Genomic DNA, 26,999 nt, shown 5'->3' with positions numbered 1-26,999 from the left:
TTGGTTTCCCACATGCTGGACAGCGGTCGACGGGCCGGCCGGCGCATCACACTCGACGGCACCGGGCTGCGCACCGCCGATATCGCCGCCCTCGCGGAGCGCACCGCGCACCCCGCGGCGCCCGACCCCAAGGCCCTCGCCCGCGCCGAGGAATCCTGGGACACCGCCCGCCGCCTCGCCGCCACCGGCCGGGTCTACGGGCGCAGCACCGGCGTCGGGGCCAACCGTACGGAGGACGTCGGGGCCTCCGACGCCGAACACGGACTACGGCTGCTGCGCAGCCACGCCGGCGCGATCGGCGACCCACTGCCCGGACGCGAGGTCCGCGCCATGCTCGTGGTGCGCGCCAACCAGCTGCTGGCGGGCGGCGCCGGCCTCAACCCCGCGGTCATCACCTCCCTGCTGGCCGCCCTGGACTCCGGCGCGCACCCCGTCGTCAACGAACACGGCGCGGTCGGCACCGGCGACCTCGCCGCGCTCGCCCAGACCGGCCTCGCGCTGGCCGGCGAACACCCCTGGCACTGCAGCCGGGGCGGCCGGGCCCCCGCGCCCATCGCCCTCGACAACAACGACGCCCTCGCCCTGATCAGCAGCAACGCCCTCACCTTGGGCCAGTCCGCGCTCGCCCTCGACGAACTGCGCCGGCTGCTGGCCGCCTCGCTCCCCATCGCCGCGCTCTCCCTCCTCGCCGTCGGCGGCTCGTACGAACCCTTCGCCGAGCCGGTCATGCTCGCCCGCCCGCACCCCGGCTCCGCGGCCGCCGCCGAGCGCATCCGCACGCTCTCCGGCATCCCGCCCCGCCCCACCCCGCCCCTCGGCCGCATCCAGGACCCTTACGGCTTCCGCTGCATCCCCCAGATCCACGGCCCGGCGCTGGACGCCGCCGACACCCTCGACGCCGTACTCACCGTCGAGGTGAACGCCGCTGCCGAAAACCCGCTGATCAGCATCGAGGACCAGGCCGCCTACCACCACGGCAACTTCTACGCCGCACACGCCGCGCTGGCCCTGGACGCCTTCCGGCTGGCCGTGCTGCAGACCGCCCGGCTGTCCACCGCCCGCCTCGCCGCGCTCTCCGAGCCCGACTTCACCCGCCTGCGCCCGTTCCTGGGCGATGCCGCGCCGGCCAGCTCCGGCGTGATGATCCTGGAGTACGCGGCCGGCGCGGCGCTCGGCGAGATGCGCGCGGTCTCCCACCCCGCCTCGCTCGGCCACGCCGTCCTCTCCCGCGGCGTCGAGGAACAGGCCAGCTTCGCCTCGCTGGGCGCCCGCCAGACCCTGCGCGCCTGCACGTATTACCGCCAGGTCCTCGCCTGTGAACTGGTCGCCGCGGTAAGGGCGTTGCGCATGCGCTCCCTGGAGCCCGAGCCCGGCCTCCCGCTCGCCGCCGCCTTCGCGCTGGCCGCCGAGGCCCTCGACCCGCGGATGGAGGACCGCCCGCTGACGGACGACGTCGCGGTGGCGACGGGGCTGCTGGACGAGCTGGCGGGGCTGTGAGAGGCACCGGGGAGCATGCGTCGCGGCGCTCGCGGGCCGGGACGATCCGGGATGATCCCGTACGGCCGGAACCGTACGCGTAGCCCGGACCGGCGCGGGCCAGGAATTCCGTACAGTCGGTCGACACAGGACAAGGCCCCGCACGAACGGGCCGGGAAGAAGAGGCGATGAGCGGGGACGGGGACAACGGCGGTGGCATCGGCGGCGCGGCCGACGACGAGTCGAGGGGTGACGCGTTGCGGGATCGCGCGTCGCGGGATGGCGAGTCGAGGGGTGGAGGGTCGAGGGCTGACGAGCCGAGGGGTGACGAGTCGAAGGGCGGGGCCGACCGGGCACCGGCCGCGGAGGCGGTGACCGTCACGGAGGCGGTGACCGTCACGGAGGCGGTGACCGTCACGGAGGCGGGCACAGGCACCGAAGCGGCCACCGGTACCGCCGCCCGCCTGCAAAAGCTCTTCGAGGGCCACCGGCTGACACCCACCCAACGCCGGATCGCGCACTGCATGGTCCGCCGGGCCGCCGATGCGCCCTTCCTCTCCAGCGTCGAACTGGCCGAACTGGCCGGCGTCAGCCAGCCGTCCGTCACCCGCTTCGCCGTCGCGCTCGGCTTCGACGGCTACCCGGCGCTCCGCCGCCATCTGCGCGAGGTCGCACCCGCCGAGAAGCCCGGTGACACCGGCTCGTACAACGAGTACCAGCAGGCCGTCCAGGCGGAGATCGACAACCTCCGCCATCTCGCCGCCGCCCTCGCCGACCCGTCCCCGGTGATCGAGGCCGGCCGCCTCTTCGCGGCCTCCCGCCCGCTCCCCGTCCTCGGTCTGCGCGCCGCCACCGCCCAGGCCGCCGGTTTCACCTACTTCGCCCGCAAGGTCCACCCCGACGTCCGCCTCCTGGACGAGGGCGGCACCATGCTCGCCGACCGCGTCGACGCCGCCGTACGGGCCGGGGCGAGCGCCCTGCTCTGCTTCGCGCTGCCCCGCCATCCCCGCGAGGTCGTCGACGCCCTCGAATACGCCCGCACGGCCGGCCTGACCGTCGTCACCGTCGCCGACAGCGTCTTCGCCCCTGTCGCCCACCACACCGACCTCCTCCTCCCGGCCGCGGTCGGCACCGGCCTGGCCTTCGACACAGCCTGCGCCCCCATGCTCCTGGGCCGCGTCCTCCTGGAGGCGATGTGCGACGCCCTCCCCGACGCCCAGGCCCGCCTGGAGGAGTTCGACGCGAAGGCGGCGGCGCGGGGGCTGTTCGTGGAGTGACGGGCGTGTTCGTGGAGTGAGGGACGTGTTCGTGGAGTGAGGGGGCGGCGGGGGCACCCGTTCGGGTGGCGGCCGTCTCAGAAAATCCTCATCCGGGCTGGCTACGCTCCGGCGCCGATAGAGGTGTGACGTCCGGCCGCCGCGCACGGGGGTGTGATGTGGCGGTCCTGACGGTCTCGGCGGTAGGAGGTCTGTCGTGGGGCGCGGGGCGTATGCGTTGGCGCGGGTGGCGGTGGTGGTGCGGGCACCGGCCGGCTGGCTGTGGTGGCCGGGGCTGCTGGCCGCGGGTATCGGGGCGCTGGTACCGGGGCTGACCGGGCGGACGATCGGGCTGCTGGCGGGGGCGGCGCTGTTCGTGATCGCGGCGTTCGTGGTGTTCGCGGTACGGCGCGGGCGGTATACGGCGCTGGCACGCGGGGCGTCGCGGGCCCGGAAGGCCGTCATCCTTCAGGACCGGTCGGTCACCATCCGGATCTGGCGGCGGGCGCACCGCTGGTGGCTGCTGCTCGCCTTCCTGGCGGCGGTCGGCTCCTCGTTCGCGCTGCCGGCGGCCGGCGGTCTGCTGATGGCCGGGGCGGCGCTCGGGCTCTGGGGCAAGGCGTGGTGGCTGGGCCGCTGGGAGCGGGAGCACGACGCGCTGCTGTGGGTGCGCACGGAGTCCGCCGGGCGGGGCGGCGCCGCGGGCAAGGAGCTCCATGGGTACGAGTTGACCGGAATGGCCGCAGGCGACGCGCGGCCCGGGGGAGCGCGCGCCGGGGCGTCGCGGTCCGGGGCGTCGCGCTCCAGGGCGGTACGGTCCGGGGCGTCGCGCTCCAGGGCGGTACGGTCCGGGGCGTCGCGCTCCAGGGCGGTACGGTCCGCGGCGCCACGGACCGGCCGCTGAGGGCTCAGGGAGGGGCGTGTCCTACGGACTCCCCAGATCGCGCAGTGCCTCCGTATGCGCCCCGCCGCTCTCCGCGGTGAGTTCCTCCACGGTCTGCGGGGTGCGGACGGTCGCGAAGCGGACGGTGCCGTCGTCGGCGGCCGCATAGCCGTAAATCCCCGGGCGGGGGAGGGAGTTGTAGGCGAAGTGGGTGGAGAAGTAGTACGCGCCGGTGTCCAGGAGGGCGGCGTGATCGCCGGACTCCAGGAGGGGTAGCGGGCGGTTCTCGGCGACCAGGTCGCCGGCGAAGCAGCACGGCCCGGCGATGTCCTGGGCGACCGGCTCGCCCGTCTTGGGGCGGCCTTCGGCGTCGTACGCCGCGACCCGGATCGGCCAGGCCTCAGGGACGAAGACCGTACGGGTGGCGACCTGGGCGCCGGCATGGGTGACCGCGATGGGGCGGCCGCCCGCCGATTTCGCGTACTCGACACGGGCGAGGACCGTGCCGTGCTTGGCCAGCAGCGAGCGGCCGAATTCGGTCACGAGCCCATAGCGTCCGGAGAGCAGACCGGGGACCGCCGAGCGGAGCAGCGCGGCGTACTCGCGGTAGGTCGGGGTGGTGGCGTCCGAGGAGAAGTTGACCGGCAGGCCGCCGCCGATGTCGAGGGTGTCGACCTGGCGCCGGCCGGCCTGCTCATTGATCTCCTCGGCGAGATCGAACAGGCTCCGTACGCCCGCGGCCATCAGCTCCAGCGGCATGCCCTGGGACCCGACATGGGCGTGCAGCCGGGTCAGCCACGGGCGGGCGAGGAAGGCGCGTACGACCCATTCGCGGGCGCCCCCGTCCCGCAGCGCGACACCGAACTTGGAGGTGTCGGTGGCGGTGCTCATCGCCCCGATGCTGCCGCCGCCGATCTGCGGATTGACCCGCAGACCGAGGGGTGCGGTGCTCGGCGCGGAGGACATCAGCCCGTCGATACGGGCCAGTTCCTCGGGGTTGTCGGCGTTGACGGCGATCCCGAGGGCCAGCGCCTCGCGCAGTTCGGCGAGGGTTTTGGCGGGCGAGTCCAGGACCGTGCGCGCGATCGGCACCCCGGCGGCGCGGGCCAGTGCCAGCTCACCGGGGCTGGCCACCTCGCAGCCGAGCCCCTCCTGCGCAAGCAGCCGCAGGACGGGCACGAGCGAGGCGGCCTTCACCGCGAAGGCGTGCAGAACCGGGGTTCCGGGCGCCGTGAACTCCTCGAAGGCGGCCCGGAGTTCGCCCGCAGCCCGCCGAATCCCGGCAACATCGAGCAGCCCCACAACGGGCTCCCCGGCCCCCACCAGCCCCCGCGCAACGGCTGCCTGTACGGCACGGTCTCGATCCGTGAAGGTCATGAGCCAACTCCATCATTGAGCGGGGGTGCGGCGCCATGGGATACCGGCTGGCCATGGGAGGGCGGTTGGCCAGGGGACGCGGAGGGGGCGGGTGGGGCTGGCGGGTGCCTGGTGTGCGTCGGGCTACGCCGTGCGGGCGCCGCCGAGCCCCGCCTTGCGGTGGCGTTCGGTGAGGCGGGAGCCGGACTCGCGGCGGGCGGCGCGGCGCAGGAGGGGGATGGCGAGGAGGAAGCCGAGGGCGGCCCAGGCGGTGAGTATCAGGGCGACCGTCGGCAGCTCCCAGGAGCCGGCCGGTTCCGCGGCGCGTGCGGCGTCCGGCAGCAGGGCCGAGCGCAGACCCTGCGCCATCCACTTGAGCGGGAAGACGGAGGCGATCTTCTGGACCACCAGCGGCAGCTGGGTGAGCGGGAACATCGCACCGGAGGTGATCAGCAGCCCCATCGCGGGCAGCATGATCAACGCAAGCGCCTCGCGGGGGTTCGGCAGCACGGCCCCGATGGCCGCCCCCAGCGGTACGACGGCGAGCAGACCGAGCGCGCTGACCCACAGCAGCGTCAGCCAGCCGCCGGGCCCGTGCGGCAGCGGCCCGTCCACCAGCAGTGCGGCGGCTCCCAGCAGGACGACCAGGGTGCCCAGCGCCATGGCGACCACCATCAGCGACTTGGCGACGAGATAGGCCGGTATGCCGCCGGGTGTGGCGCGCAGCCGCAGCAGAGCGCCCTCCTCCCGTTCGGTCACCAGAATCTGCGGGAGGTTGACCAGCCCGATCTGGAACAGCAGATAGGCGGCGAAGCCGGCGAGCGTCAGATGGGCCATCGGGACGTGCGTGCCGGGCACTTTGTCGCTGATGTAGCCGGCGAGCAGCAGCGCGACGACGACATTGACCAGATGGCCGCTCATCTCCTTGGGGTTGCGGACGAGGTGGCGCAGCTCGATGCCGCCGCGCAGGAATCCGGCGCGCCAGTAGCGGCGGTGTGGGCGCGGGCCGGTCTGCCCCGTGGCCCCGTCGGTGGTCTGCCCCGTGGCCCGGTCGGTGGTCTGCCCTGTGGTCCCGTCGGTCGTGCCGATCCCCTCGGCCATGTCCCCCGTGATGCCCCGCCTCATGTCCCGCCTCATGTCCTCCCCCATGTCCCCGTGCATGTCCCCCGCCACGTTCTTGGTCGTGTCCGTCACCGCGGTCACCTGCGTCCCCCTCATGCGGCTCGCTTCTCCCCGTCCGAGGCCCCGGACTCGTTCTCACGCCTGGACCCGGCCCCGGCGGTCTCCCCGATCCCGGCGCCTGTGGAGTCCCCGGTTCCGGCCCCGGCCGGGTCCTCCCGATGCACCATGTGCAGATAGGTGTCCTCCAGCGTCGGGCGGCGGACCTCCAGGTCGGCGATCGGTCCGCCCGTGTCCCGGTGGAGTTCCCAGACCAGCCGGGACGGGTCCTCGGTGCGCTCGCGGCGGGCCGAGCCGTCGGCCGTCGTCCAGCGGACCTCGGCCTGTGCGGCGGCCCGCCGGGCCAGTTCCGACGGAGTGCCGCAGGCCCGGATCCGGCCGTTGACCAGCATCGCTATTCGGTCGGCCAGCCGCTCGGCCTCCGCCAGGTCGTGGGTGGTGAGCAGGATCGTGACGCCCTCGTCGCGGGCGAGCCGTTCGACCAGATCGTGGAAGCCGCGACGGGCCTCGGGGTCGAAGCCGGTGGTCGGCTCGTCCAGGAAGAGGAGCTCAGGGCGGCCGACGATGGCGAGCGCCACGTCCAGCCGGCGGCGCTGGCCGCCGGAGAGCCGGTCGACCTGCTGGTCGGCCTGTTCCGTGAGGCCGACCAGGGCCAGGAGTTCGGCGGGGTCGCGCGGTGCCGGGTAGTACGTGGCGAAGTGCTTGAGCAGCTCGGCGACCCGCCAGCGGCGGTGGTCGCGCCAGGACTGCAGGACCAGGCCGATCCGGCCGCGCCAGGCGTCGCCGCCGCGCGCCGGGTCCGTACCCAGGACGCTGACCTCCCCGGCGGAACGCCGGCGGAAGCCCTCCAGGATCTCGACGGTGGTGGTCTTTCCGGCGCCGTTGGGGCCGAGCAGCGCGAAGATCTCGCCGCGGTGGATCTCCAGGTCGACGCCGTGCAGCACATCGGTGCTGCCGTACGACATCCTCAAGTCGCTCACCCGGATGACGGGTTGGGCGGATTCCGTGGCTGCGCCGGGCGTCGTGGCCGCGGCGGGCGTGGCCGGGGCCACAGGGCTGTGCTCGGGTATGGTCATCGGCCTGCCTCCGCGTGGTGCTGGTGTCGTTCCCCGGTCGCCGCCTTTGCGGCGGGCTCCGTTGACGAGGTGGGTACGGCCGTCGGCCCCGCGCCCTCGACGATCGCGCGGAGTGCGGCCACATGGCCTTCGAAGGCGGTGCGGCCGCGGCTCGTCAGCCGAACCTTGGTGCGCCGCTTGCGGCCGCCGCCCTCCTTGCGTATCTCCAGATATCCGGCCTCTTCCAGCGTGTGCAGCTGCTTGGAGAGCGCGGAGTCGCTGAGCGAGAGGCTGTCGCGGATGAAGGAGAAGTCGGCCCATTCCGTGGCGGCGAGCAGGGCCACCACCGACAGCCGGGTGGACGGGTGGATCAGCTCGTCGAAGCCGCTCGGAGTGCTCATTGCCCCACCCCCTTCTGCGCGGCTCTGATACCGCGGTCGCGCAGTGAGCCGACCGCCCAGCGGTTCACCGGGCCGGTGAAGAGGACGAACGCGCCCGCCGAGACGGTGGCCTGGATCAGGCTGCCGTACGGCAGCGTCAGCGACTCGACCAGACGGCCCGAGGCCAGGACCGTCACGCCGGTCACCACCATGCCCGCGACGAAGGCGGCGACGGATCGCCAGTCGTGGCGCGAGCGGTGCAGCCGCATGCGGGTCCTGCGGTTGTAGATCACGGCCAGTGAGCCGAGCACCGTGACGTAGGCGGTGAGCGCCAGCCAGAACGCCCACTGCGGCAGATCCAGGCCCGAGACGGCGAGGAACACCCACATGATTCCGGCCGTGGTGTACGTCGCCCCGGCTCCGCCGTGCGCGCAGCGCTCGATCTCGTCGTACACCCGCTCCTGTGGCACTCGGATGCGCTGCAGATCTTGCCAGGCCCGTTCGGCATCCACCGATGTACTCATGGTCATCGCCTCCCCAAGGCGGTTCAAGCTGTTCCCCGTTGACTTGCTCACTAGGAAAGTTAACGCAGACTTTCCTGCTCGGCAAGTCGAAAATCCGGACCCGGATGGCCGGTTCCCGCGCCTCGCGGGCAGTACCTCCTCGCGCCCTGTTGACTAGCGCTATTCAGTGGCTCCAGTATGTGAATAGCTCAATCCATTCGACGTCAGGGAGGCACGGCCCATGTCGGGACCGCGACCCGTGCGGGCACCGCGCGGTACGGAGCTGAGTGCTCGGGGATGGCAGCAGGAAGCCGCGCTGCGCATGCTGCAGAACAACCTCGATCCGGAGGTGGCCGAACATCCGGACCAGCTCGTCGTCTACGGCGGCACGGGCAAGGCCGCCCGTGACTGGCGCTCCTTCGATGCGATGGTGCGCACGCTGACCACGCTCAAGCAGGACGAGACGATGCTCGTCCAGTCCGGCAAGCCGGTCGGCGTGATGCAGACGCACGAGTGGGCGCCGCGGGTGCTCATCGCCAACTCCAACCTCGTCGGCGACTGGGCCAACTGGGAGGAGTTCCGCCGCCTGGAGGCCCTCGGCCTGACCATGTACGGGCAGATGACGGCCGGTTCGTGGATCTACATCGGGACGCAGGGAATCCTGCAGGGAACGTACGAGACGTTCGCGGCCGTCGCGGCCAAGAAGTTCAACGGCACGCTGGCCGGGACGATCACGCTCACCGCCGGCCTCGGCGGCATGGGCGGCGCCCAGCCGCTCGCCGTCACCATGAACGACGGCGTCGCCATCTGCATCGACTGCGACCCGCGGGCCATCGAGCGGCGCATCGAGCACCGCTACCTGGACGTGAGGGCGGACAGCCTCCAGCACGCCCTCCAGCTCGCCGTCGAGGCCCGTGACCAGCGCAAGCCGCTCTCCATCGGCCTGCTCGGCAACGCCGCGGAGCTGCTGCCGCAGATGCTCGCCGAGGGCGCCCCGATCGACATCGTCACCGACCAGACCAGCGCCCACGACCCGCTGGCCTACCTGCCCGTCGGTATCGACTTCGCCGACATGGCCGCCTACGCGGCGGAGAAGCCCGCCGACTTCACCCAGCGGGCGCGCGAGTCGATGGCCAGGCACGTCGAGGCCATGGTCGGCTTCATGGACGCCGGCGCCGAGGTCTTCGACTACGGCAACTCGATCCGCGGCGAGGCCCAACTCGCCGGGTACGAGCGGGCCTTCGCCTTCCCCGGCTTCGTCCCCGCCTACATCCGGCCGCTGTTCGCCGAGGGCAAGGGGCCGTTCCGCTGGGCCGCGCTGTCCGGCGACGCCCGCGACATCGCCGCGACCGACAAGGCGATCCTGGACCTCTTCCCGGAGAACGAGTCGCTGGCCCGCTGGATCAAGTTGGCCGGTGAACGCGTCCACTTCCAGGGCCTGCCCGCCCGCATCTGCTGGCTCGGCTACGGCGAGCGCGACAAGGCCGGCGAGCGCTTCAACGAGATGGTCGCCGACGGCACCCTGGCCGCACCGCTGGCCATCGGCCGTGACCACCTCGACTGCGGCTCCGTCGCCTCGCCCTACCGCGAGACCGAGGCCATGAAGGACGGCTCGGACGCGATCGCCGACTGGCCGCTGCTCAACGCCATGGTCAATGTCGCCTCCGGTGCCTCCTGGGTCTCGCTGCACCACGGCGGCGGTGTCGGCATGGGCCGCTCCATCCACGCCGGCCAGGTCACCGTCGCCGACGGCACGCCGCTCGCCGGCGAGAAGATCCGCCGGGTGCTCACCAACGACCCCGGTATGGGCGTCATCCGGCATGTCGACGCGGGCTACGAGCGCGCCGACGAGGTGGCCGCCGAGCGCGGTGTCCGCATCCCGATGCGCGAGGGCGAAGGCGAGGGCGCGTGACCGCCTCGTTCCACGAGATGTGGCAGGAGTTGCGGCCCATCGGCCGCAACTCCTCCTCCGGGGGCTATCGCCGCTACGCCTGGACCGGCGCCGACGCCGACTGCCGTGCGTGGTTCAAGGCGCAGGCAGAGGCCCGCGGGCTCGCCTACGAACTGGACCGCAACGGCAACCAGTGGGCCTGGCTCGGCGCCACCGGCTACCAGGACGTGGCCCCCGGCGACGCCGTCGTCACCGGCTCACACCTGGACTCCGTACCGGACGGCGGTGCCTTCGACGGCCCGCTGGGCGTCGTCTCCTCCTTCGCCGCGCTGGACGAACTTCGCGGGCGGGGAACGGCGCTCGACAAGCCGCTGGCGATCGTCAACTTCGGCGACGAGGAAGGCGCCCGCTTCGGCCTGGCCTGCGTCGGCTCCCGGCTCGCCGCCGGGGCGCTGACCACCGAGGCCGCCCACCAGCTGCGCGACGGCGACGGCACCACCCTGCCGCAGGCCATGGAGCGCGCCGGATACGACCCCGAGGCCATCGGCCCGGACCCCGAACGGCTCGCCAGGATCGGCGCGTTCGTCGAACTCCACGTCGAGCAGGGCCGCGCCCTCGACCTGTCCGGTGACCCGGTCGGCATCGCCTCCGCCATCTGGCCGCACGGCCGCTGGCGGTTCGACTTCCACGGCGAGGCCAACCACGCCGGCACCACCCGCCTGGAGGACCGCCGCGACCCGATGCTCAGCTACGCCGCGACCGTGCTCGCCGCCCGCGAGCAGGCCCGGCTGGCCGGCGCCCTGGCCACCTTCGGGAAGATCAGCGTGGAGCCGAACGGCGTCAACGCCATCCCCTCGCTGGTCCGCGGCTGGCTGGACTCCCGCGCACCCGACCAGGACACCCTGGACACCGTGATCCAGGGGATCGAACGGGCGGCCGCCGAGCGCGCGGCCCGCGACGGAGTGGACCTGACCGTGGTCCGCGAATCCTTCACCCCCGTCGTGGAGTTCCAGCACGCCCTGCGGGACGAGCTGAGCGCGATCCTCGCCAAGACGGGGGAGCGGACGGTGCCCGTCCTCGGCACCGGCGCGGGACACGACGCCGGTATTTTGTCCGGAACCGTCCCCACCGCCATGCTGTTCGTCCGCAACCCCACCGGTATCTCGCACTCACCCGCCGAAGCGGCGAACGAGGACGACTGCACCGCCGGGGTCACCGCACTCGCCGACGTACTGGAGGGGCTGGCGTGCCACTGACGCCGCAGGCAACACCGACGACGTACTGGCTCGAACACGCCTGGCTCGACACGCACGTCGAGCCGGGCGTCGCGCTGGACGTCGAGGGCGGGCGGATCGCAGCCGTCCACACCGGGGCCGACACCCCGCCGCCCGGCGCCGTCGTGCTGCGAGGCCTGACCCTGCCCGGCCTCGCCAACGCCCACTCGCACGCCTTCCACCGCGCACTGCGCGGCACCGTCCAGGTCGGCTCCGGGACCTTCTGGACCTGGCGCGAGTTCATGTACCAGGTCGCCGGCCGGCTCACCCCCGACACCTACTACGCCCTCGCCCGCGCCGTCTATGCCGAGATGGCCCTGGCCGGCATCACCTGCGTCGGTGAATTCCACTACCTCCACCACGCGCCCGGCGGCACCCGCTACGACGACCCCAACGCGATGGGCGAGGCGCTGATCGCGGCCGCCGCCGACGCCGGTATCCGGATCACCCTGCTCGACACCGCCTACCTCTCCGCCGGTTTCGGCGCCCGGCCCAACCAGCTCCAGCTGCGCTTCTCCGACGGCACCGCCGACGCCTGGGCACAGCGCGCCGACGCGCTCGAGGGGGGCCGCGAGCACGCCCGCATCGGCGCCGCGATCCACTCCGTACGCGCCGTCCCCGCCGGGCAGCTGAGCATCGTCGCGGACTGGGCCCGCGAGCGGCAGGCACCGCTCCACGTCCACCTCTCCGAGCAGACCGCCGAGAACGACGCCTGCCGCGACGCCCACGGCCGCACCCCCACCCAGCTGCTGGCCGACCACGGCGTGCTGGGCCCCCGCACCACCGCCGTACACGCCACCCACCTCACCGGCGACGACATCGGGCTGCTCGGCAACTCCCGCACCGGCGTATGCATGTGCCCGACCACCGAACGCGACCTCGCCGACGGCATCGGCCCGGCCGTCCAGCTCCAGGCGCACGGCTCCCCGCTGTCCCTCGGCAGCGACAGCCACGCGGTCATCGATCTGCTCGAAGAGGCCCGCGCCATGGAGCTCGACGAGCGGCTGCGCACCCGCACCCGCGGGCACTGGACGGCCAACGCCCTGCTGCGCGCGGCGACCGCCGACGGTCACGCCGCCCTGGGCTGGGACGAGGCGGGCACCCTCGCCACCGGCGCGCTCGCCGACCTCACCACGATCGCACTGGACTCCGTACGCACCGCCGGACCACTGCCCCGGCTGGCCGCCGAGACAGCCGTATTCGCCGCCTCCGCGGCGGATGTGCGACACACCATCGTCGGCGGCCGGCAGATCGTCCGCGACGGTGTGCACACTCTTCTCCCCGACGTACCCACCGCCCTCGCAGAATCCATCGCCGCCGTACGCGGCTGAAGGAGAACACCCCCGCGATGACGACGACCTCCGCGCCCACCACCGCCATCACCCACATCGCCCAGCTCGTCACCAACGACCCCTCCCTCGGCGAAGGCCCCCTCGGTCTGATCCAGGACGCGGCGGTCGTCATCGACGGCGACCGCATCGCCTGGGTCGGTGCATCCAGCAAAGCACCCGCCACTGACAACGCCGTCGACGCCGGCGGCCGGGCCGCCATCCCCGGCTTCGTCGACTCCCACTCCCACCTGGTCTTCGCCGGCGACCGCACGGCGGAGTTCAACGCCCGGATGTCCGGCCGCCCTTACTCCGCCGGCGGCATCCGCACCACCGTCGCCGCCACCCGCGCCGCCACCGACGACGCCCTGCACGCCAACGTCGCCCGCTACATGGCCGAGGCGCTCCGCCAGGGCACCACGACTCAGGAGACCAAGTCCGGCTACGGCCTCACCGTCGAGGACGAGGCCCGTGCGCTGCGCATCGCCGCCGCGCACACCGACGAGGTCACCTTCCTCGGCGCGCACATCGTCCCGCCCGACTACGCCGACGACCCGGCCGGCTATGTCGACCTGGTCACCGGCCCGATGCTGGACGCCTGCGCCCCGCACGCCCGCTGGGTCGACGTCTTCTGCGAGAAGGGCGCCTTCGACGGCGACCAGGCCCGCGCCATCCTGACGGCGGGCCAGGCCAAGGGCCTGCAGGCACGGGTGCACGCCAACCAGCTCGGCCACGGCCCCGGCGTCCAGCTCGCCGTCGAGCTCGGCGCCGCCTCGGCCGACCACTGCACCCACCTCAGCGCCGCCGACATCGACGCCCTCGCCCAGTCCGACACTGTCGCCACGCTCCTGCCCGGCGCCGAGTTCTCCACCCGCGCGAAGTGGCCCGACGCCCGCCCGCTGCTCGACGCCGGCGCCACCGTCGCGCTGTCCACCGACTGCAACCCGGGCTCGTCCTTCACCAGTTCCATGCCGTTCTGCATCGCGCTGGCCGTCCGCGACATGGGGATGACACCCGACGAGGCCGTGTGGTCGGCCACCGAGGGCGGCGCCCGCGCCCTGCGCCGCACGGACGTCGGCCGGATCACCCCCGGCGCCCGCGCCGACCTCGCCCTCCTGGACGCGCCCTCGCACGTCCACCTCGCCTACCGGCCCGGCGTCCCGCTCGTATCGGCCGTGTGGCACAAGGGAGTTCTCGTCCGAGAGCCCTGACTGCCGCAGGCCCGGCCCGCGATTGTCGGACCCCGTCGGTGGGCGGTGTCCACATCGTCATGGACGACCATGACCTCGTCCAACTCTCCCCGGATCTCGACCACTTCACCCGCGTCCTGGAGGGCGTACCGCCACGTGGAGGCCTGCTGGCACCCCTACCCTGACGAGGGTGGGCCGAGCGCCTTTCTCGGCGAGAGGGACGCCCTCGCGCCGGGCACGGTGGACTCCGACGGCCCCGGCGGGGTGATGTGGAGTTACCGGGACTCTTGCGGAAGGCCCCGGCGTTCATGACGGGGATGAATGCATTCCAGGACTGTTCTGACCTGCACGTTAGAGCGGGCGTTTTTGCTGCTCGATGTACTGGCGGACGATCGCCAACGGTGCTCCGCCGCAGGATGCCGAGAAGTGCGAGGGCGACCACAGGTGCCCGTGCATGGTGGCGCGGTTGATGTGGCCGGTGAACTCTCCCCCAGCCTTCGGCCGGGAGGTACCCCCAGGCGCATCCGTCGGGCGGAGGCGCCCTTGAGGCTGTTGACCAGCTTGGAGACGGCGACCTTGGGCGGGTAGTTGATCAGGAGGTGGACGTGATCGCGTTCGCCGTTGAACTCCTTCAGCTCCGCCTCGAAGTCCTCGCACACCTTGCGCATGCTCTCTTCACAGCGCGTCAGCATCTCGTCGTTGAAGACTCCACGCCGGTACTTCGTCACGAAGACCAAGTGCACATGCATCGCCGAAATGACGTGCCTGCCACGCCTGTAGTCGTTCTGCCTGTCCATGAGACCAATCGCAGTAGGGTCTTGGTTATGCAGCTCCGCTACAACTACCGGGCCTACCCGGATGCCACCCAGCGCAGTGCGCTGGCCCAGGCGTTCGGGTGCGCCCGCGTGGTGTGGAACGACTGCCTGCGCGACCGCAAGGAAGCGCACGCGGCGGGGCTGCCGTATGTGAAGTCGGCCCAGTTGTCCCGGCTTCGCATCACCCAGGCCAAGCGCACCGAGGAACGCGCCTGGCTCGCCGGCGTGTCAGCGGTCGTTCTGCAACAGTCCCTTCGGGACCTCGATGCCGCCTACCAGAACTTCTTCGACAGCCTCAGGGGCAAGCGGCAGGGCCGGAAGGTCGGGCCGCCCCGGTACAAGTCGAAGAAAGACACCCGGCAGTCGATCCGCCTCAACACCAACGCCTTCTCCCTGAAGGAGAACGGCACGGTGTACGTGGCCAAGGTAGGCAATCTCAAGGTCAAGTGGTCCCGCCGGCTTCCGGTCGCGCCCACGTCCCTGACCGTCACCAAGGACAGCTGTGGCCGGTACTTCCTCAGCTTCGTCGTGGACACCGAGCCGGACATCCTCCCCGAGCTGGAGGCGGAGGCCGGTATCGACCTCGGCCTGTCCGCCTTCGCGGTCCTGTCCGACGGCCAGAAGATCGACAGCCCCCGCTTCCTGCGCCGGGCGGAGAAGAAACTGGGGCGCCTTCAGCGGGAGCTGTCCCGCAAGGCCAAGGGATCGAAGAACCGGGCCAAGGCCCGCATCAAGGTCGCACGCCAGCACGCCAAGGTGGCCAACCGGCGCCGGGACTGGCACCACAAGGCATCCACACAGATCATTCGCGACAACCAAGCGGTGTATGTGGAAGACCTCGCGGTGTCCGGCCTCGGCCGCACTCGGCTTGCCAAGTCCGTGTACGACGCGGGATGGTCCGCGTTCGTCGGCATGCTGGAGTACAAGGCGGCCAAGCACGGCCGCACCTTCGCCAAGGTGGACCGCGCTTTCCCGTCCTCTCAGGTCTGCTCGGCTTGCGGATTCAGGGACGGCCCCAAGCCCCTGCACGTCCGGGAGTGGACGTGCAGCGAGTGCGGCACCGTGCACGACCGCGACCACAACGCAGCATGCAACGTCCTCTTCGAAGGACGCCGTATCGTCGCCGCCGGACGGGCGGAGACGCGAAACGCCTCGCAGAGCGCCGGTAGGACCAGGACGAAAGTCCCGGCACAGCGCGTTGAAGCAGGAAGCCCCCGGAAGGGTCGGACGACCCAGGCCGGAATCCCTGGACTTCAGGCCAGGGAGCACGTCAATTCGTCGCAGGCATCACGGAGTTGAACGAGGACGGTTTCCAGCCCGGGGGAGTAGCAGGGGCACGGGCAGGGGCACGGGCTGCTCAGCAGAGGAGGGCCCGTCCCGAGAAATCCCGGGGCAGGCCCTCCTCTGCGCGGGCGGCTGCCGGTCGCGGGGACCGGCAGGGACCGCGGTCCCTCACTCCTCGATCATCAGCCCCTTGCGGAGCCGTACGAGCGTGCGGGAGAGCAGACGGGAGACATGCATCTGGGAGATGCCCAGCTCCTCGCCGATTTCGGACTGCGTCATATTGGCGACGAAGCGCAGCGAGAGAATCTTGCGGTCGCGCGGGCCGAGTTCGGCGATCAGCGGCTTGAGGGATTCGACGTACTCGATGCCCTCCAGGCCGTGATCCTCGTAGCCGATGCGGTCCGCCAGCGCGCCTTCGCTGTCGTCCTCCTCGGGCTGGGCGTCCAGCGAGCTCGCGGTGTAGGCGTTGCTCGCGGCCATCCCCTCGACGACCTCGTCATTGGTGATTCCGAGGCGTTCGGCGAGTTCGTGCACCGTGGGGGCGCGGTCCAGCTTCTGGGCCAGTTCGTCGCCCGCCTTGGCAAGGTCCAGGCGCAGTTCCTGCAGACGCCTCGGTACGCGCACCGACCAGCTGGTGTCGCGGAAGAAGCGCTTGATCTCGCCGACGATGGTCGGCATCGCGAACGTCGGGAACTCGACGCCACGGCTGAGTTCGAACCGGTCGATCGCCTTGATCAGGCCGATCGTGCCGACCTGGACGATGTCCTCCATGGGCTCGCTGCGGGAGCGGAACCGGGAGGCCGCGAACTTCACCAGGGCCAGATTGAGCTCGACCAGGGTGTTGCGGACGTACGCGAATTCGTGCGTGCCTTCCTCGAGCGATTCGAGCCGCTCGAAGAGGGTCTTGGACAGAGCCCTCGCGTCCACCGGGCCCACCTCGTCGAACGGCGGGATCTCGGGCAGATCGTCGATCTCAGGGATTCCTGCCGACTCTGATTCGGCAGGGAGGGGCTGGGAAGGGATGTGCCCGGTCGGGTCGGACAGGGGTGTCGACGATGCGGACTGCCGGATGTTGTCGTCGGTGCGCAGTTCGTCGAGCCGGGGTGACATGGTCTCCTCCATCGTTCTCGGCATATGGCTGCCGATGCCTCTACGTGAAGCTGCGGTGTGCGGCGCCTCCAAAGCCGGCCGTTTCGAATGTGTCCTTCTACGCCTACCTGGCTTTGCCTGAAGATGGCAAGTGCGTGTTGTCCGTATATTGGGCAATATGCGGATTGTTCGGCTACCCGCGTGTGTCAGGAAGGCGTAGGGTTCGACGAGCGCAGTCGTAAGCAATCAGTCGTTGTCGAGACAGCAAAGGGGTGCGCGCGCATGGACCGCGGGACGGTCGGCAGTGCAAGCCGGGGGCGGCTTCACGTCGAGATCCGCCATCACGGCGCCAGCGCGGTCGTGACGGTCGCGGGTGAGCTTGATCACCACACCGCGGATCTGTTGCGTGAGTCACTCGAAGGCTGTGTCGACGACGGCTATGCACGTCTGGTGGTGGACTGCTCACCCCTTGAGTTCATGGACTCCACCGGTCTCAACGTTCTGCTCGGCGCGCGCCTCAAGGCGGAGGCCGAGGGGGGCGGGGTCCATCTGGCGGGAATGCAGCCGGTGGTTGCCCGGGTTTTCGAGATCACTGGCGCGGAGGCGGTCTTCACGGTGCATGAATCGCTCGATGCGGCCTTGGCCGACTGACGTGACACCAGTGCCCGGAACGTTCCATTCCGGGCACGTAGTACGTGTCACAACTTCCGTACCCAACAAGTGGGTGTTCTCGCGGTCCGGTCGGGCAGGAGACATCTGAATCCGTTGCAATCAGTCAGTTATCTGTTCTCCGTGAATAGGCGAATCGGTGAGGTGAAGCGCTGATGGGCACCACCCGGCCGTACCCGCCGGGCGATCTCGGCCCGGAGTCGGGCGGCGCCGGTGCTTCCGCCGCCGTTCCGGCCGCCACCGCGCCGGCGGGTCAGATCCGCCGGCTGCGCCTGGCGGGCACCCGGGGCGCCGTGGCGCGCGCCCGTGACTTCGCCCGGCAAGCCCTGCACGACTGGGGTTGGCTGCCGGCCGCCAACGCCGATCAGCGTGCCGCGGCCGAGGATGTACTGCTCGTCGTCTCGGAGTTGGTCACCAACGCCTGTCTGCATGCCGAAGGGCCCGAGGAGCTGCGGCTGCGCTGCACCTCCAAGGTGCTGCGCCTGGAGGTCAGCGACCTCGGCGCGGGTTCCCCGGCGCCGCGCAGCCCGCACCGTCCGGGCCGCCCCGGGGGCCACGGCATGTTCATCGTGCAGCGGCTGTGCCTGGACTGGGGTGTGGTGCGCAACGCCGACGGCACGGGCAAGACCGTCTGGGCGGAGCTCGCCGCGCCGTCCTGAAGGCGGCCGGACACGGCCGGGGAGCGGCCGGGGAGAGGTGAGCGCGGGCCTGCGGGCCCGCGCTTCGTCGTCTGCGGAAGCGTCCGCGGAAAAGCGTCCGCGGAAAAGCGTCTGCGGAACCCCCGTACGTCCGCCGTCGTGCCGCCGTACGGCGGCGGACGTACGGGGGTTCCGCTGTATACGAGGCCGGATCGCCCCGCCGCCCCGGGCCCGGAGCGATCGGGGCTGTGCTTTGCCTTCCCTCGACAAGGTCCCCGGCGTACCTTGAGCGGCCAATCTGATGTGCCGTCAGTAACACTCGGCGGTGCGCTCACCGGGAGAAGGGGAACGGAACGTGGCCCGCTTCTACGAACAGCACGGCAGGCGCCCGCGCCGGGCCGCCGGCCTCGCCGCTGCCGTGGCGATGACCGCGGGGTCCGCGGTGATGCTCACCGCACCGGCCGCCCACGCCGAGGTCGTCGACGTCAACTACCAGTGCAAGACACCCATCGGAAACAAGGGCGCGGTCTCGCCCATCGACATCAAGAGCACCCCCAGCGGCGGTGCCTACAAGCTCGTCATGTCCTTCCAGAAGGGCGTCTCCTCCAGCCCCGTGGAGCTGGGCAAGGGCGCGATGAAGCCGAGCGCGCTGATCAAGCTGGGCGGTGCGGAGAGCGGTACGGTGCCGGTCTCCGGGCCCCCGAACGACCAGGCGATACCGGCCAACACCCCGATCAAGATCAGTGACTTGAGCGGTACCTATACGCCCAAGGGCAGCGGCAAGGTCACCTTCACCGCCTCCACGCTCACCATCAAGGCGCTGGGCACCACGACCACCTGCACGCCCAGCAACCACCCCCAGCCCTCGCTGACCCTCGAGGTGAAGGGGTCCGGCGGCTCGGGCGGCAGCACCGGCGGCTCGGCCACCGGTGGCTCGGGCGGCGGGCAGCTGCCGCAGACCGGGCCCGCGGACTCCGCCATCGCGCTGGGCACCCTCGGCGGCACCGTGCTGCTGGCCGGTGCGGCCGGTGTGCTCTGGCTGACCCGCCGCCACCAGCGGGCCTGACGCGCCCGGTCCCCGCATCACGCGTACGAGCACCAGGAGCCGCCGATGCCGTTCCGTACTCGCGCAGCGGTCAGCGGCGCGGTCCTCGCGACCGCCGCCGCGCTGCTGTGCCCCGCCGCGGCCGCGGCCGCACCGGCGGAAACGGGCTGGTCCGCCGCGCCCGCACCCGGTGACGGCGCCGGGCCGAGCGCGCAGGACCGACCGTACTTCTACCTGGAGGGCGCGCCGGGCACCGTCATGAACGACCGGCTGTCCCTCAGCAACCCCACCGGCCGGGCCGTCACCGTACGGCTGCACAGCTCCGACAGCGGAGCGTGGATCGCGCTCGCGGCGAAGGAGGTGAAGGTCCCGCCGCGTACCCGGGCGAGCGTCCCGTTCACGGTGACCGTGCCGCGCGACGCGGCCCCCGGCGGCCACCCCGGCGCGCTCATCGCGACCAGCGGGGGCAAGGGTGGCGGCCGGGCCGCCGTACCGGTCCATCTGCGGGTGACCGGGCCGACGCTCTCCGCGCTGACCGTCGAGAACGTGTCGGTGCGCGGGCAGGGGGACGCGGCGGTCATCCGGTACACGCTGGTCAACCGGGGCAACACGGTGCTCACCCCGCGGGTCACGGTGCGCGCGGACGGGGTGTTCGGGCCGGTGCTGCGGCGCGCGGCGCGCACCCTGCCGCTCGCGCTGCGGCCCGGACAGGGCGTCGATCTGACGGAGAAATGGCCGGATCCGCCCGGTCTGGACGCGGTGGACCTACGGCTCACGGTGACGGCGCGGGGCGGAGCGCACGGGTCCGCCTCCACCTCGTACGCGGCGGTCCCGTGGGGCGCCACCGCTGGGGCGGCGCTCGCCCTGGCGGCGGGGGCGGGCGGCCTGGTGGTCGTACGCCGGCGACGCCGTTCCCAGGGGGCGGGCGGGGGGCCGGGCGAGCGGGGCGCGGCCGCCGGCGAGCGGCCGTCCGGGACCGAAGTGGCCGATGCGGCAGGGGAATTGGCGAGCACGGGATCAGGAGCGCGATCGTGAACGGCGAGACGGGCAGGTCAACGGCCATCGCAGCAGCCGGCGCCGAGGCGCGTCCCACCGCGGACGCCGGACGGCCGCGCCGAGGGCGGGCGGCCGCACTGGCCCTGTGTGCGGTCCTGGCGCTGGCCCTGCTGCCGGACACCGTCGCCGGCGCGAACGTCCGCTCCGTTCGCGAACCCACCGTCCAGCTCTCCAAGAAGGAGGCCGGCAAGGGCGGCAACGTCACCGTGACCGGCCGTGGCTGGCGGCCCAAGGCCCTGCTCACGCTGCTGATCTGCGGACAGAACATGATCGGCGGCACCAACTCCTGCGCCAACGGCGACGGACGGGCCGTCACGACGGACTCGCAGGGCGCCTTCCACAAGAGCCTCCCGGTGGCCGAGCCGCCCAAGTCGTGCCCCTGTGTGGTGCATGTGGCGACCGTGACGGGGGCGGCGTCAGCAGCGGATGCCGCGTTCAAGGTGGCGGGCCACCCGGTGGCGCCGCTGCCCAAGGAGAGCACCGGCGGCCGGCTGACGGTGCTGGCCCAGCCGCGGCTGGCGGGCAGCAGTGGCCTGCTGACCTGGTTCGGCGCGCCGCCGCAGCGCGAACTGACCCTCACCCTCGGCAATCTCGGTTCGTCCCCCGCCAAGGACCCCGTCTTCCAGGTCGGTACCTCGCACGGTGTCTTCGCGCCCAAGTGGGAGGAGCAGCAGTGGCGGGGGACCGTACCCGCCGGGAAGAAGGCCGAGGTCACACTGCCGGTCGAGCTGGCGGCCGGCGCACACGGGGACTATCTGGTCTCGCTCAAATACGGCGACAAGGTCCTGGTCGAGCAGCCCTGGGGGGTCGGCAGGCCGTGGGGCGTGACGCTCTTCTGGGTGCTGCTCTGTGTGGTGATCCCGACGGCGGTGTTCCGCATCGGGATGGCGGTCGTGGAACGGGTGCGCCCGCGCCGTACGACGGTCACCGCGAGCGGCACCACCCCACGCGCCGGCAGGCACATCAAGGCCCGCACGCGCGGGCGCATCGGTAGAGGAACCGTACGCGGCCGCGCCACGGAAGAGCCCGGTACGCCGGGCGACTCCGCCGCGCTGCCGTGGTTCACCCCGGACACCGCACCGTCCACCACCACATCAACCGAACGACCGACGTCGAAAGGTTCTGCGTGATGAGGCAACGGAGGAGAGCTGCGGGGGCCTCGGTGGCCGCGCTGGTGCTCGCGGGTGCGGGCATCATGACCGCGGCGGGTACCGCCCAGGCAGCGGAGGTGTCGTACAAGACGGAGTGTCTGCCGCCACCGATATCGGGGCTGCCGCCGATCGAGGGCACCACGAAGGTGGACGTCAGCGCGCCCGCGACCGCCAAGGTCGGCGACGAGATCGAGGTGGTCTGGAAGACGATCGAGGGGGCGTCCAAGAACCCCGACATCCTCGACCTGGGCGAGAACACCGTCCAGCCGACCGGCACGATCAAGGTGGCCGGCGCACAGACCGGCGATCTGGCGATGGAGGGGCCGCGGCAGAACCCGCCGATCCCCAAGGGCAGCCCGATGAAGCTGTCCGACATGAAGGGCAAGCTGAAGCTGGAGAAGCCCGGTGAGATCACCCTGACGCCCGGCTTCTACAACATCAACGTCAACAAGCCGATCTCCACGGACACCAAGTGCTCGCCCAAGGAAGCGGTGAAGCCCGCGGTCACCATCAAGGTGACCGACGGCGGCGGCGATTCCGGCGGCACGACGAGCGGCACGACATCCGGGACGACTTCAGGGACGACTTCAGGGACGACCGGCGGTACGACGAGCGGCGGCACGGACGGTGGCACCTCCGCGGGTACGGCCGCGGGCGGCAGCACCGACGGCGGAACCAGCGCCGGCTCGACCGGCGGCTCCGGCGGCGACCCCGACGGCACCGCGTACAAGGGCAAGGAAGTGCTGGTCGCGTACGCCTGCAAGACGCCCATCGGGGACAAGAAGGCGACCTCGCCGGTCCAGATCAACGCCGTGAAGAAGGGCGGCAGTTACGACCTGACCGTGCAGTTCAAGAAGTCCGTCATGGACAGCCCGGCGGACATCCCCAAGGACTCCGTCAAACCGTCGATGGACGTCAAGGTGGGCGGCGCCGACAAGGGGTCGGTCAAGGTGGAGGGCCCGACGAACGACAAACCCATCAAGTCGGGCGATCCGATCGAGATCCCCGACCTGAAGGGCACCTACAAGCCGGGCGCCACCGGCAAGGCCACCCTGACCCCGGGAGTCCTCACCGTCAACGCTCTGGGGACGACCACGACCTGCACCCCGGAGAAGGACCCGGGGGTCTCGCTCGCGCTGGACACCTCGGCGCAGCAGGGCGGCACCTCCGGTGGCTCGACGGGCGGTTCCGCGGGCGGCGCGGCGGCTTCCGGCGGCAGTGCGGCGGGACCGGCCAGCGTCTCGGGAGGCAGCGGCGGTCTCGCCGAGACCGGTGCCGGTGACCACGGTGCGCTGACCGCGCTCGGCCTGGTCGCGGGCACGGTCATCCTGCTCGGCGGCGCGGTCTTCACCTTCACCCCGTGGCGGCGGCTGCGCCGCTGACGGCCATCCGTCCGCCCCACCGCATACGGAAGGGCCCGGCACACAACCGTGTGCCGGGCCCTTCCTGGTGCGCAGGCGTCAGCGAACGTCGCCCATGAGCGCCACGATCTTCCGGCGGTAGGACCACACCGCGAAGCCGGCCAGCACCGCGAGCGCGGCCTCGATGCCCAGCATGGTGGTACCGCTCAGGTCCACGCCGCCGATGGACAGCAGACCCGTGAGGCAGTCACCCGCGGTCACGGCGAGGAACCAGACGCCCAGCATCTGGCTGGCGTACTTCCGCGGCGCCATCTTGGTGGTCACCGACAGGCCGACCGGGGACAGGCACAGCTCACCGATGGTCTGGATCATGTAGATCGAGATCAGCCACATCGGGCTGACCTTCGTGCCGTCCGAGGACATCATCATCGGGACGATGAAGACGAAGAACGAGGCGCCGATGAGGACCATCGCCATCGCGAACTTCACCGTGGTGCTGGGCTCACGGTCCCGGCGCGCCATCCACAGCCACAGCCAGGCGAAGACCGGCGCCATCGCCATGACCCACAGCGGGTTCACGGACTGGAACCAGGAGGACGGGAAGCTGAGTCCGAAGACCTCGCCGGCGGTGTTCTTCTCGGCGAAGGCGGACATCGTCGAGCCGCCCTGGTCGTAGATCATCCAGAACACCGCGGCGGCCACGAAGAACCAGATGTAGCCGCTGACCTTGGTCTGCTCGGAGGCCGTGAGCTCCTTGTCGCGCTTGATGCGCGCCAGCACGGTGATCGGGATGATCAGGCCGAGCAGGGTGATCGGGACCAGCGCCCAGTTGAGCGTGAAGTGACCGGTCAGCACGACCGCGCCGTAGAAGACCACGGCGACGGCGAGCCAGATCAGGCCCTTGCGCAGCCACATGGTGCGCTCCTCGGCCCGCAGCGGGGTCGGAACGACGCTGGACTGCGGGTTGAGGTGGCGGGTGCCGATCAGGAACTGGACCAGGCCCAGGGCCATACCGAGCGCCGCGAGCGCGAAGCCCAGGTGCCAGTTGACGCTCTGGCCGACGGTGCCGATGACCAGCGGCGCGGCGAAGGCACCGAGGTTGATGCCCATGTAGAAGATGGTGAAGCCGCCGTCCCGACGCGGGTCCTGCGGACCGTCGTAGAGGTGGCCGACCATGGTCGAGATGTTGGCCTTCAGCAGACCCGAGCCCGCCGCGACCAGCCCCAGACCGACAAAGAACATCGCCTGGCCCGGTACGGCCAGCGCCAGGTGGCCGGCCATGATGACGCCGGCCGAGACGGCCACCGTCTTCCGCGGTCCCCAGACCCGGTCGCCGAACCAGCCGCCGGGGAGGGCGAGGAGGTAGACCATCGCCAGGTAGACGGCGTAGATGGCCGACGCGGTGGTCAGATTCATGGCCAGACCGCCGCCCTGAGCTCCCTTTTCGGCGTCCGCGCCGCCGGAGATCAGGTAGACCACGAGCAGGGCCCGCATGCCGTAGAAGCTGAAGCGCTCCCACATCTCGGTCATGAAGAGAGTGGCCAGTCCGCGGGGGTGGCCGAAGAAGGTCTTGCCGCCGTCTACAGGGTTCCCCTGCTGGGCCGCGTCCTTCGTCAGGCTGGACGCCATGGTGCTTCCTTGCTGCTCGGGACGCGTTCGAAGGCCGTTACGCGCCCGGTGGGGGATGACCGGTACCGGCGTGGACCTGCCCGCCCCCACGTCCGGGGGGTTCGACACCACATGAAGGGGTGCCGGCAGGACGGTCCTACACCGGGATCCACGCCCCCCGTTGCTACTAGCGCGGTGGACCCGGTCGACAGGTCGTTCACTGTGTATCAGGACTGGGGGTTCCAGCCCCGCACACAACGGGGGACCGCTGACCTCAGTTGAGAGTCACGGTCCCCGGGATGGTGCGATGGACGTCCCGCCACCATACGTCTGGTTCTGCCACCGTTGGAGCCCGTGAGACAACGCTCACACCGGTGCAGGGAACCGCGGGCGCCCCCGCGGACGACCGCGCGCCCTCGCGCGCGCCCATGGACTCGCGCAGCTCACGGCCGTAGCGGTGCAGGAACGGTCCGCCGTCGGCCATCCGCGCTGGTCCGCCCCCTCGGCCCCGATACATCGGACTACCATCGGCCCATGACCCGTGTACTGCTCGCCGAGGATGACGCGTCCATCTCGGAGCCGCTCGCCCGCGCACTGCGCCGCGAGGGTTACGAAGTCGAGGTGCGCGAGGACGGCCCGACGGCGCTCGACGCCGGTCTCCAGGGCAATATCGACCTCGTCGTCCTGGATCTGGGGCTGCCCGGCATGGACGGCCTGGAGGTCGCCCGCCGGCTGCGCAACGAAGGCCATTCCTTCCCCATCCTGGTGCTGACCGCCCGCGCCGACGAGGTGGACACCGTCGTCGGCCTGGACGCCGGCGCCGACGACTACGTCACCAAGCCCTTCCGGCTCGCCGAACTCCTCGCCCGCGTACGGGCCCTGCTGCGCCGCGGTTCCACCGCCGAGCCCCAGCAGCCGCCGGCCACCCACGGCGTACGGATCGATGTCGAGTCGCACCGCGCGTGGATGGGCGAGGAGGAACTCCAGCTCACGGCGAAGGAATTCGATCTGCTGCGGGTCCTGGTGCGGGACGCCGGCCGGGTCGTCACCCGCGACCAGCTGATGCGCGAGGTCTGGGACACCACGTGGTGGTCCTCCACGAAGACCCTCGACATGCATATCTCCTGGCTGCGCAAGAAGCTCGGGGACGACGCCGCCAACCCCCGCTACATCGCCACCGTCCGCGGTGTCGGCTTCCGCTTCGAAAAAAGCTGAAAAGAGCCAGCAGCCCGTGCGCCGCCGCCTGATCAACTCCACGCTCGCCGTGGTGCTCGTCGTGATCGCCGTCTTCGGTGTCTCGCTCGTCATCGTCGAGACCCGCACGATCCAGACCGGTGCGCAGGAAAGCGTGGCGTCCGAGGCGGTCCGGCTCGTCGGGATCGTCGAGAGCCGGCTGGGCAGCGGCGAGAAGATCACGCCGGAGATCCTCTCCGAGCAGATCACCGCCAAGAGGTACGCCCGGATCAAGGTGCCCGGCAAGGCGCCGATCGAGATCGGGAAGCGTCCCTCGGGCGATGTCATCGAGTCGGAGGCGCGGGGCGACCGCGGTGAGTCCGTCACCGTCCAGGAGTCCCGCTCCATGGTCAGTTCGGAGATCGGCCGGACGCTGCTGGTCATTCTGGCCGTGGCGCTGCTGGCGATCGTCGCGGCCGTCATCCTGGCCGTCCGCCAGGGCCGCCGGCTGACCGCGCCGCTCACCGATCTCGCCGAGACCGCCGAGCGGCTCGGCTCCGGCGACCCGCGCCCGCGCCACCGCCGCTACGGCGTCCAGGAGCTGGACCGGGTCGCCGATGTGCTGGACGCCAGCGCCGAGCGGATCGCCCGGATGCTGACCGCCGAGCGACGACTCGCCGCGGACGCCTCCCATCAGCTGCGTACGCCGCTGACCGCGCTGTCCATGCGGCTGGAGGAGATCACCCTCACCGACGACCCGGAGACCGTGAAGGAAGAGGCCACCATCGCGCTGGCGCAGGTGGAGCGGTTGACGGATGTCGTCCAGCGGCTGCTGACCAATTCGCGGGATCCGCGCAGCGGCTCCGCGGTCGCCTTCGACCTGGACGAGGTCGTCAAGCAGCAGATCGAGGAGTGGCGGCCGGCTTACCGCAGCGCGGGGCGGGCCATCGTCCGCTCCGGCAAGAAGGGGCTGCGGGCCGTCGGCACGCCGGGCGCGGTGGCCCAGGTGCTGGCCACCCTCATCGAGAATTCGCTGATGCACGGCGACGGAACGGTCGCGCTGCGCACCCGCGTCACCGGCAACCAGGCCGTCGTCGAGGTCACCGACGCCGGGCCCGGGGTCCCGCCGGACCTCGGCTCCCGGGTCTTCGAGCGGACCGTCTCCGGCCGTAACTCCACGGGGCTGGGGCTCGCGGTGGCGCGTGATCTGGCGGAGGCGGACGGCGGGCGGCTGGAGCTGCTCCAGCAGCATCCGCCGGTCTTCGCGCTGTTCCTGGCGCGTGAGGCGGGGCCCGCCGAGGAGTGAGGCCTGCGCGGCCCGGCGCACGGGCCGGCGCCG

22 protein-coding genes and 2 pseudogenes are annotated in these 26,999 nt (G+C 71.6%); 16 read left to right on the top strand and 8 right to left on the bottom strand.

Annotated features, from left to right (window positions below):
- The first annotated feature begins 12 nt into the window (after positions 1-12).
- The 3 genes and pseudogenes from KI385_RS18635 to KI385_RS18625 form a co-directional block, all read left to right on the top strand.
- Positions 13-1,497 (top strand): aromatic amino acid ammonia-lyase, encoded by a 1,485-nt coding sequence (locus KI385_RS18635; protein WP_238573302.1) that lies wholly within the window; start codon positions 13-15, stop codon positions 1,495-1,497.
- Between the two features lie 167 nt (positions 1,498-1,664).
- Complete coding sequence (locus KI385_RS18630; protein ID WP_238573301.1) at positions 1,665-2,753, top strand: MurR/RpiR family transcriptional regulator; 1,089 nt, start codon at positions 1,665-1,667, stop codon at positions 2,751-2,753.
- Positions 2,754-2,949: 196 nt separating this feature from the next.
- Positions 2,950-3,504 (top strand): annotated as a pseudogene (locus KI385_RS18625) (hypothetical protein); the annotation flags it as partial.
- Between the two features lie 153 nt (positions 3,505-3,657).
- On the opposite strand, the gene KI385_RS18620 reads toward KI385_RS18625, so the two are convergent.
- From KI385_RS18620 to KI385_RS18600, 5 genes are all read right to left on the bottom strand, one after another.
- Positions 3,658-4,992 carry a type III PLP-dependent enzyme domain-containing protein gene (locus KI385_RS18620; protein ID WP_238573300.1) on the bottom strand — a complete coding sequence of 445 codons (1,335 nt, stop codon included), beginning with the start codon at positions 4,990-4,992 and terminating at the stop codon, positions 3,658-3,660.
- A 123-nt stretch (positions 4,993-5,115) separates the two neighbouring features.
- Positions 5,116-6,072: an ABC transporter permease gene (locus KI385_RS18615; protein WP_238577743.1), complete on the bottom strand. Its 957-nt coding sequence runs from the start codon at positions 6,070-6,072 to the stop codon at positions 5,116-5,118.
- Positions 6,073-6,185: 113 nt separating this feature from the next.
- Positions 6,186-7,226: an ABC transporter ATP-binding protein gene (locus KI385_RS18610; RefSeq protein WP_425356928.1), complete on the bottom strand. Its 1,041-nt coding sequence runs from the start codon at positions 7,224-7,226 to the stop codon at positions 6,186-6,188.
- The gene (locus tag KI385_RS18605) at positions 7,223-7,606 is read right to left on the bottom strand and encodes a transcriptional regulator (RefSeq protein ID WP_238573299.1); all 384 of its coding nucleotides are present in this window, start codon (positions 7,604-7,606) and stop codon (positions 7,223-7,225) included. The genes KI385_RS18610 and KI385_RS18605 overlap by 4 nt, the downstream gene beginning before the upstream one ends.
- A complete protein-coding gene (locus tag KI385_RS18600; RefSeq protein WP_238573298.1) occupies positions 7,603-8,109 on the bottom strand; it encodes a hypothetical protein in 507 nt (168 codons plus the stop codon). Before KI385_RS18600 ends, KI385_RS18605 begins: the two co-directional genes overlap by 4 nt.
- Positions 8,110-8,329: 220 nt before the next feature.
- On the opposite strand from KI385_RS18600, the gene hutU reads away from it, so the two are divergent.
- From hutU to hutI, 4 genes are read left to right on the top strand one after another with little or no spacing between them, the layout of a single operon-like run.
- Positions 8,330-10,000: a urocanate hydratase gene (hutU, locus tag KI385_RS18595; protein WP_128503612.1), complete on the top strand. Its 1,671-nt coding sequence runs from the start codon at positions 8,330-8,332 to the stop codon at positions 9,998-10,000.
- A gap of 17 nt (positions 10,001-10,017) precedes the next feature.
- Positions 10,018-11,235: an allantoate amidohydrolase gene (locus tag KI385_RS18590; protein ID WP_238577741.1), complete on the top strand. Its 1,218-nt coding sequence runs from the start codon at positions 10,018-10,020 to the stop codon at positions 11,233-11,235.
- A complete protein-coding gene (locus KI385_RS18585; protein ID WP_238573297.1) occupies positions 11,226-12,584 on the top strand; it encodes a formimidoylglutamate deiminase in 1,359 nt (452 codons plus the stop codon). The genes KI385_RS18590 and KI385_RS18585 overlap by 10 nt, the downstream gene beginning before the upstream one ends.
- A gap of 17 nt (positions 12,585-12,601) precedes the next feature.
- Positions 12,602-13,792 (top strand): imidazolonepropionase, encoded by a 1,191-nt coding sequence (gene hutI, locus KI385_RS18580; protein ID WP_238573296.1) that lies wholly within the window; start codon positions 12,602-12,604, stop codon positions 13,790-13,792.
- A 330-nt stretch (positions 13,793-14,122) separates the two neighbouring features.
- On the opposite strand, the pseudogene tnpA reads toward hutI, so the two are convergent.
- Positions 14,123-14,568, bottom strand: a pseudogene (gene tnpA, locus KI385_RS18575) (IS200/IS605 family transposase).
- A 27-nt stretch (positions 14,569-14,595) separates the two neighbouring features.
- Between tnpA and KI385_RS18570 the strand changes: the two are divergent.
- A complete protein-coding gene (locus KI385_RS18570) occupies positions 14,596-15,885 on the top strand; it encodes an RNA-guided endonuclease InsQ/TnpB family protein (RefSeq protein WP_238573295.1) in 1,290 nt (429 codons plus the stop codon).
- Between the two features lie 153 nt (positions 15,886-16,038).
- Here KI385_RS18570 and KI385_RS18565 read toward each other — a convergent pair whose 3' ends face one another.
- Entirely contained in the window at positions 16,039-16,992 is a 954-nt protein-coding gene (locus tag KI385_RS18565; RefSeq protein ID WP_425356927.1) for an RNA polymerase sigma factor SigF, read from the bottom strand.
- A 249-nt stretch (positions 16,993-17,241) separates the two neighbouring features.
- Between KI385_RS18565 and KI385_RS18560 the strand changes: the two genes are divergently transcribed.
- The 6 genes from KI385_RS18560 to KI385_RS18535 all read left to right on the top strand — a co-directional run bounded on the left by KI385_RS18560 (position 17,242) and on the right by KI385_RS18535 (position 22,900).
- Entirely contained in the window at positions 17,242-17,610 is a 369-nt protein-coding gene (locus KI385_RS18560) for an STAS domain-containing protein (protein WP_128503604.1), read from the top strand.
- A 173-nt stretch (positions 17,611-17,783) separates the two neighbouring features.
- Complete coding sequence (locus tag KI385_RS18555) at positions 17,784-18,287, top strand: ATP-binding protein (protein WP_238573293.1); 504 nt, start codon at positions 17,784-17,786, stop codon at positions 18,285-18,287.
- Between the two features lie 334 nt (positions 18,288-18,621).
- The gene (locus KI385_RS18550; RefSeq protein WP_238573292.1) at positions 18,622-19,332 is read left to right on the top strand and encodes an LPXTG cell wall anchor domain-containing protein; all 711 of its coding nucleotides are present in this window, start codon (positions 18,622-18,624) and stop codon (positions 19,330-19,332) included.
- A gap of 45 nt (positions 19,333-19,377) precedes the next feature.
- Complete coding sequence (locus tag KI385_RS18545; RefSeq protein WP_238573291.1) at positions 19,378-20,346, top strand: COG1470 family protein; 969 nt, start codon at positions 19,378-19,380, stop codon at positions 20,344-20,346.
- Positions 20,343-21,497: a hypothetical protein gene (locus KI385_RS18540; RefSeq protein WP_425356926.1), complete on the top strand. Its 1,155-nt coding sequence runs from the start codon at positions 20,343-20,345 to the stop codon at positions 21,495-21,497. The genes KI385_RS18545 and KI385_RS18540 overlap by 4 nt, the downstream gene beginning before the upstream one ends.
- Positions 21,497-22,900, top strand: coding sequence for a hypothetical protein (locus KI385_RS18535; RefSeq protein WP_238573290.1), 1,404 nt, complete (start codon positions 21,497-21,499; stop codon positions 22,898-22,900). The genes KI385_RS18540 and KI385_RS18535 overlap by 1 nt, the downstream gene beginning before the upstream one ends.
- A 78-nt stretch (positions 22,901-22,978) precedes the next feature.
- Here the strand turns inward: KI385_RS18535 and KI385_RS18530 are convergent, their stop codons facing one another.
- Positions 22,979-24,508 (bottom strand): peptide MFS transporter, encoded by a 1,530-nt coding sequence (locus tag KI385_RS18530; protein ID WP_238573289.1) that lies wholly within the window; start codon positions 24,506-24,508, stop codon positions 22,979-22,981.
- A gap of 513 nt (positions 24,509-25,021) precedes the next feature.
- Between KI385_RS18530 and KI385_RS18525 the strand changes: the two genes are divergently transcribed.
- Together KI385_RS18525 and KI385_RS18520 are read left to right on the top strand one after the other, a co-directional pair.
- Positions 25,022-25,702, top strand: coding sequence for a response regulator transcription factor (locus KI385_RS18525; RefSeq protein ID WP_033266590.1), 681 nt, complete (start codon positions 25,022-25,024; stop codon positions 25,700-25,702).
- 16 nt (positions 25,703-25,718) lie between these two features.
- Positions 25,719-26,966, top strand: a complete 1,248-nt coding sequence (locus KI385_RS18520) for an ATP-binding protein (protein ID WP_238573288.1) — start codon at positions 25,719-25,721, stop codon at positions 26,964-26,966.
- Positions 26,967-26,999 lie beyond the last annotated feature (33 nt).

Origin of the sequence: Streptomyces inhibens, assembly GCF_022221585.1 — a bacterium.
Classification (GTDB): Bacteria; Actinomycetota; Actinomycetes; order Streptomycetales; family Streptomycetaceae; genus Streptomyces; species Streptomyces inhibens.
Note: the sequence above shows the minus strand (reverse complement) of the source record. Positions and strands in the feature narration are given on the sequence as shown.

Bases quoted from the DNA above. Each gene is read 5' to 3' on its own strand.
- KI385_RS18600 (WP_238573298.1), bottom strand. From the start codon at position 8,109: ATGAGTACATCGGTGGATGCCGAACGGGCCTGGCAAGATCTGCAGCGC.
- KI385_RS18565 (WP_425356927.1), bottom strand. From the start codon at position 16,992: ATGGAGGAGACCATGTCACCCCGGCTCGACGAACTGCGCACCGACGAC.
- KI385_RS18630 (WP_238573301.1), top strand. From the start codon at position 1,665: ATGAGCGGGGACGGGGACAACGGCGGTGGCATCGGCGGCGCGGCCGAC.
- KI385_RS18560 (WP_128503604.1), top strand. From the start codon at position 17,242: ATGGACCGCGGGACGGTCGGCAGTGCAAGCCGGGGGCGGCTTCACGTC.
- KI385_RS18615 (WP_238577743.1), bottom strand. From the start codon at position 6,072: ATGGCCGAGGGGATCGGCACGACCGACGGGACCACAGGGCAGACCACC.
- KI385_RS18570 (WP_238573295.1), top strand. From the start codon at position 14,596: ATGCAGCTCCGCTACAACTACCGGGCCTACCCGGATGCCACCCAGCGC.
- KI385_RS18530 (WP_238573289.1), bottom strand. From the start codon at position 24,508: ATGGCGTCCAGCCTGACGAAGGACGCGGCCCAGCAGGGGAACCCTGTA.
- KI385_RS18605 (WP_238573299.1), bottom strand. From the start codon at position 7,606: ATGAGCACTCCGAGCGGCTTCGACGAGCTGATCCACCCGTCCACCCGG.
- KI385_RS18610 (WP_425356928.1), bottom strand. From the start codon at position 7,226: ATGACCATACCCGAGCACAGCCCTGTGGCCCCGGCCACGCCCGCCGCG.
- KI385_RS18620 (WP_238573300.1), bottom strand. From the start codon at position 4,992: ATGACCTTCACGGATCGAGACCGTGCCGTACAGGCAGCCGTTGCGCGG.
- hutI (WP_238573296.1), top strand. From the start codon at position 12,602: ATGACGACGACCTCCGCGCCCACCACCGCCATCACCCACATCGCCCAG.
- KI385_RS18545 (WP_238573291.1), top strand. From the start codon at position 19,378: ATGCCGTTCCGTACTCGCGCAGCGGTCAGCGGCGCGGTCCTCGCGACC.
- KI385_RS18555 (WP_238573293.1), top strand. From the start codon at position 17,784: ATGGGCACCACCCGGCCGTACCCGCCGGGCGATCTCGGCCCGGAGTCG.
- KI385_RS18590 (WP_238577741.1), top strand. From the start codon at position 10,018: ATGTGGCAGGAGTTGCGGCCCATCGGCCGCAACTCCTCCTCCGGGGGC.
- KI385_RS18535 (WP_238573290.1), top strand. From the start codon at position 21,497: ATGAGGCAACGGAGGAGAGCTGCGGGGGCCTCGGTGGCCGCGCTGGTG.
- hutU (WP_128503612.1), top strand. From the start codon at position 8,330: ATGTCGGGACCGCGACCCGTGCGGGCACCGCGCGGTACGGAGCTGAGT.
- KI385_RS18525 (WP_033266590.1), top strand. From the start codon at position 25,022: ATGACCCGTGTACTGCTCGCCGAGGATGACGCGTCCATCTCGGAGCCG.
- KI385_RS18635 (WP_238573302.1), top strand. From the start codon at position 13: ATGCTGGACAGCGGTCGACGGGCCGGCCGGCGCATCACACTCGACGGC.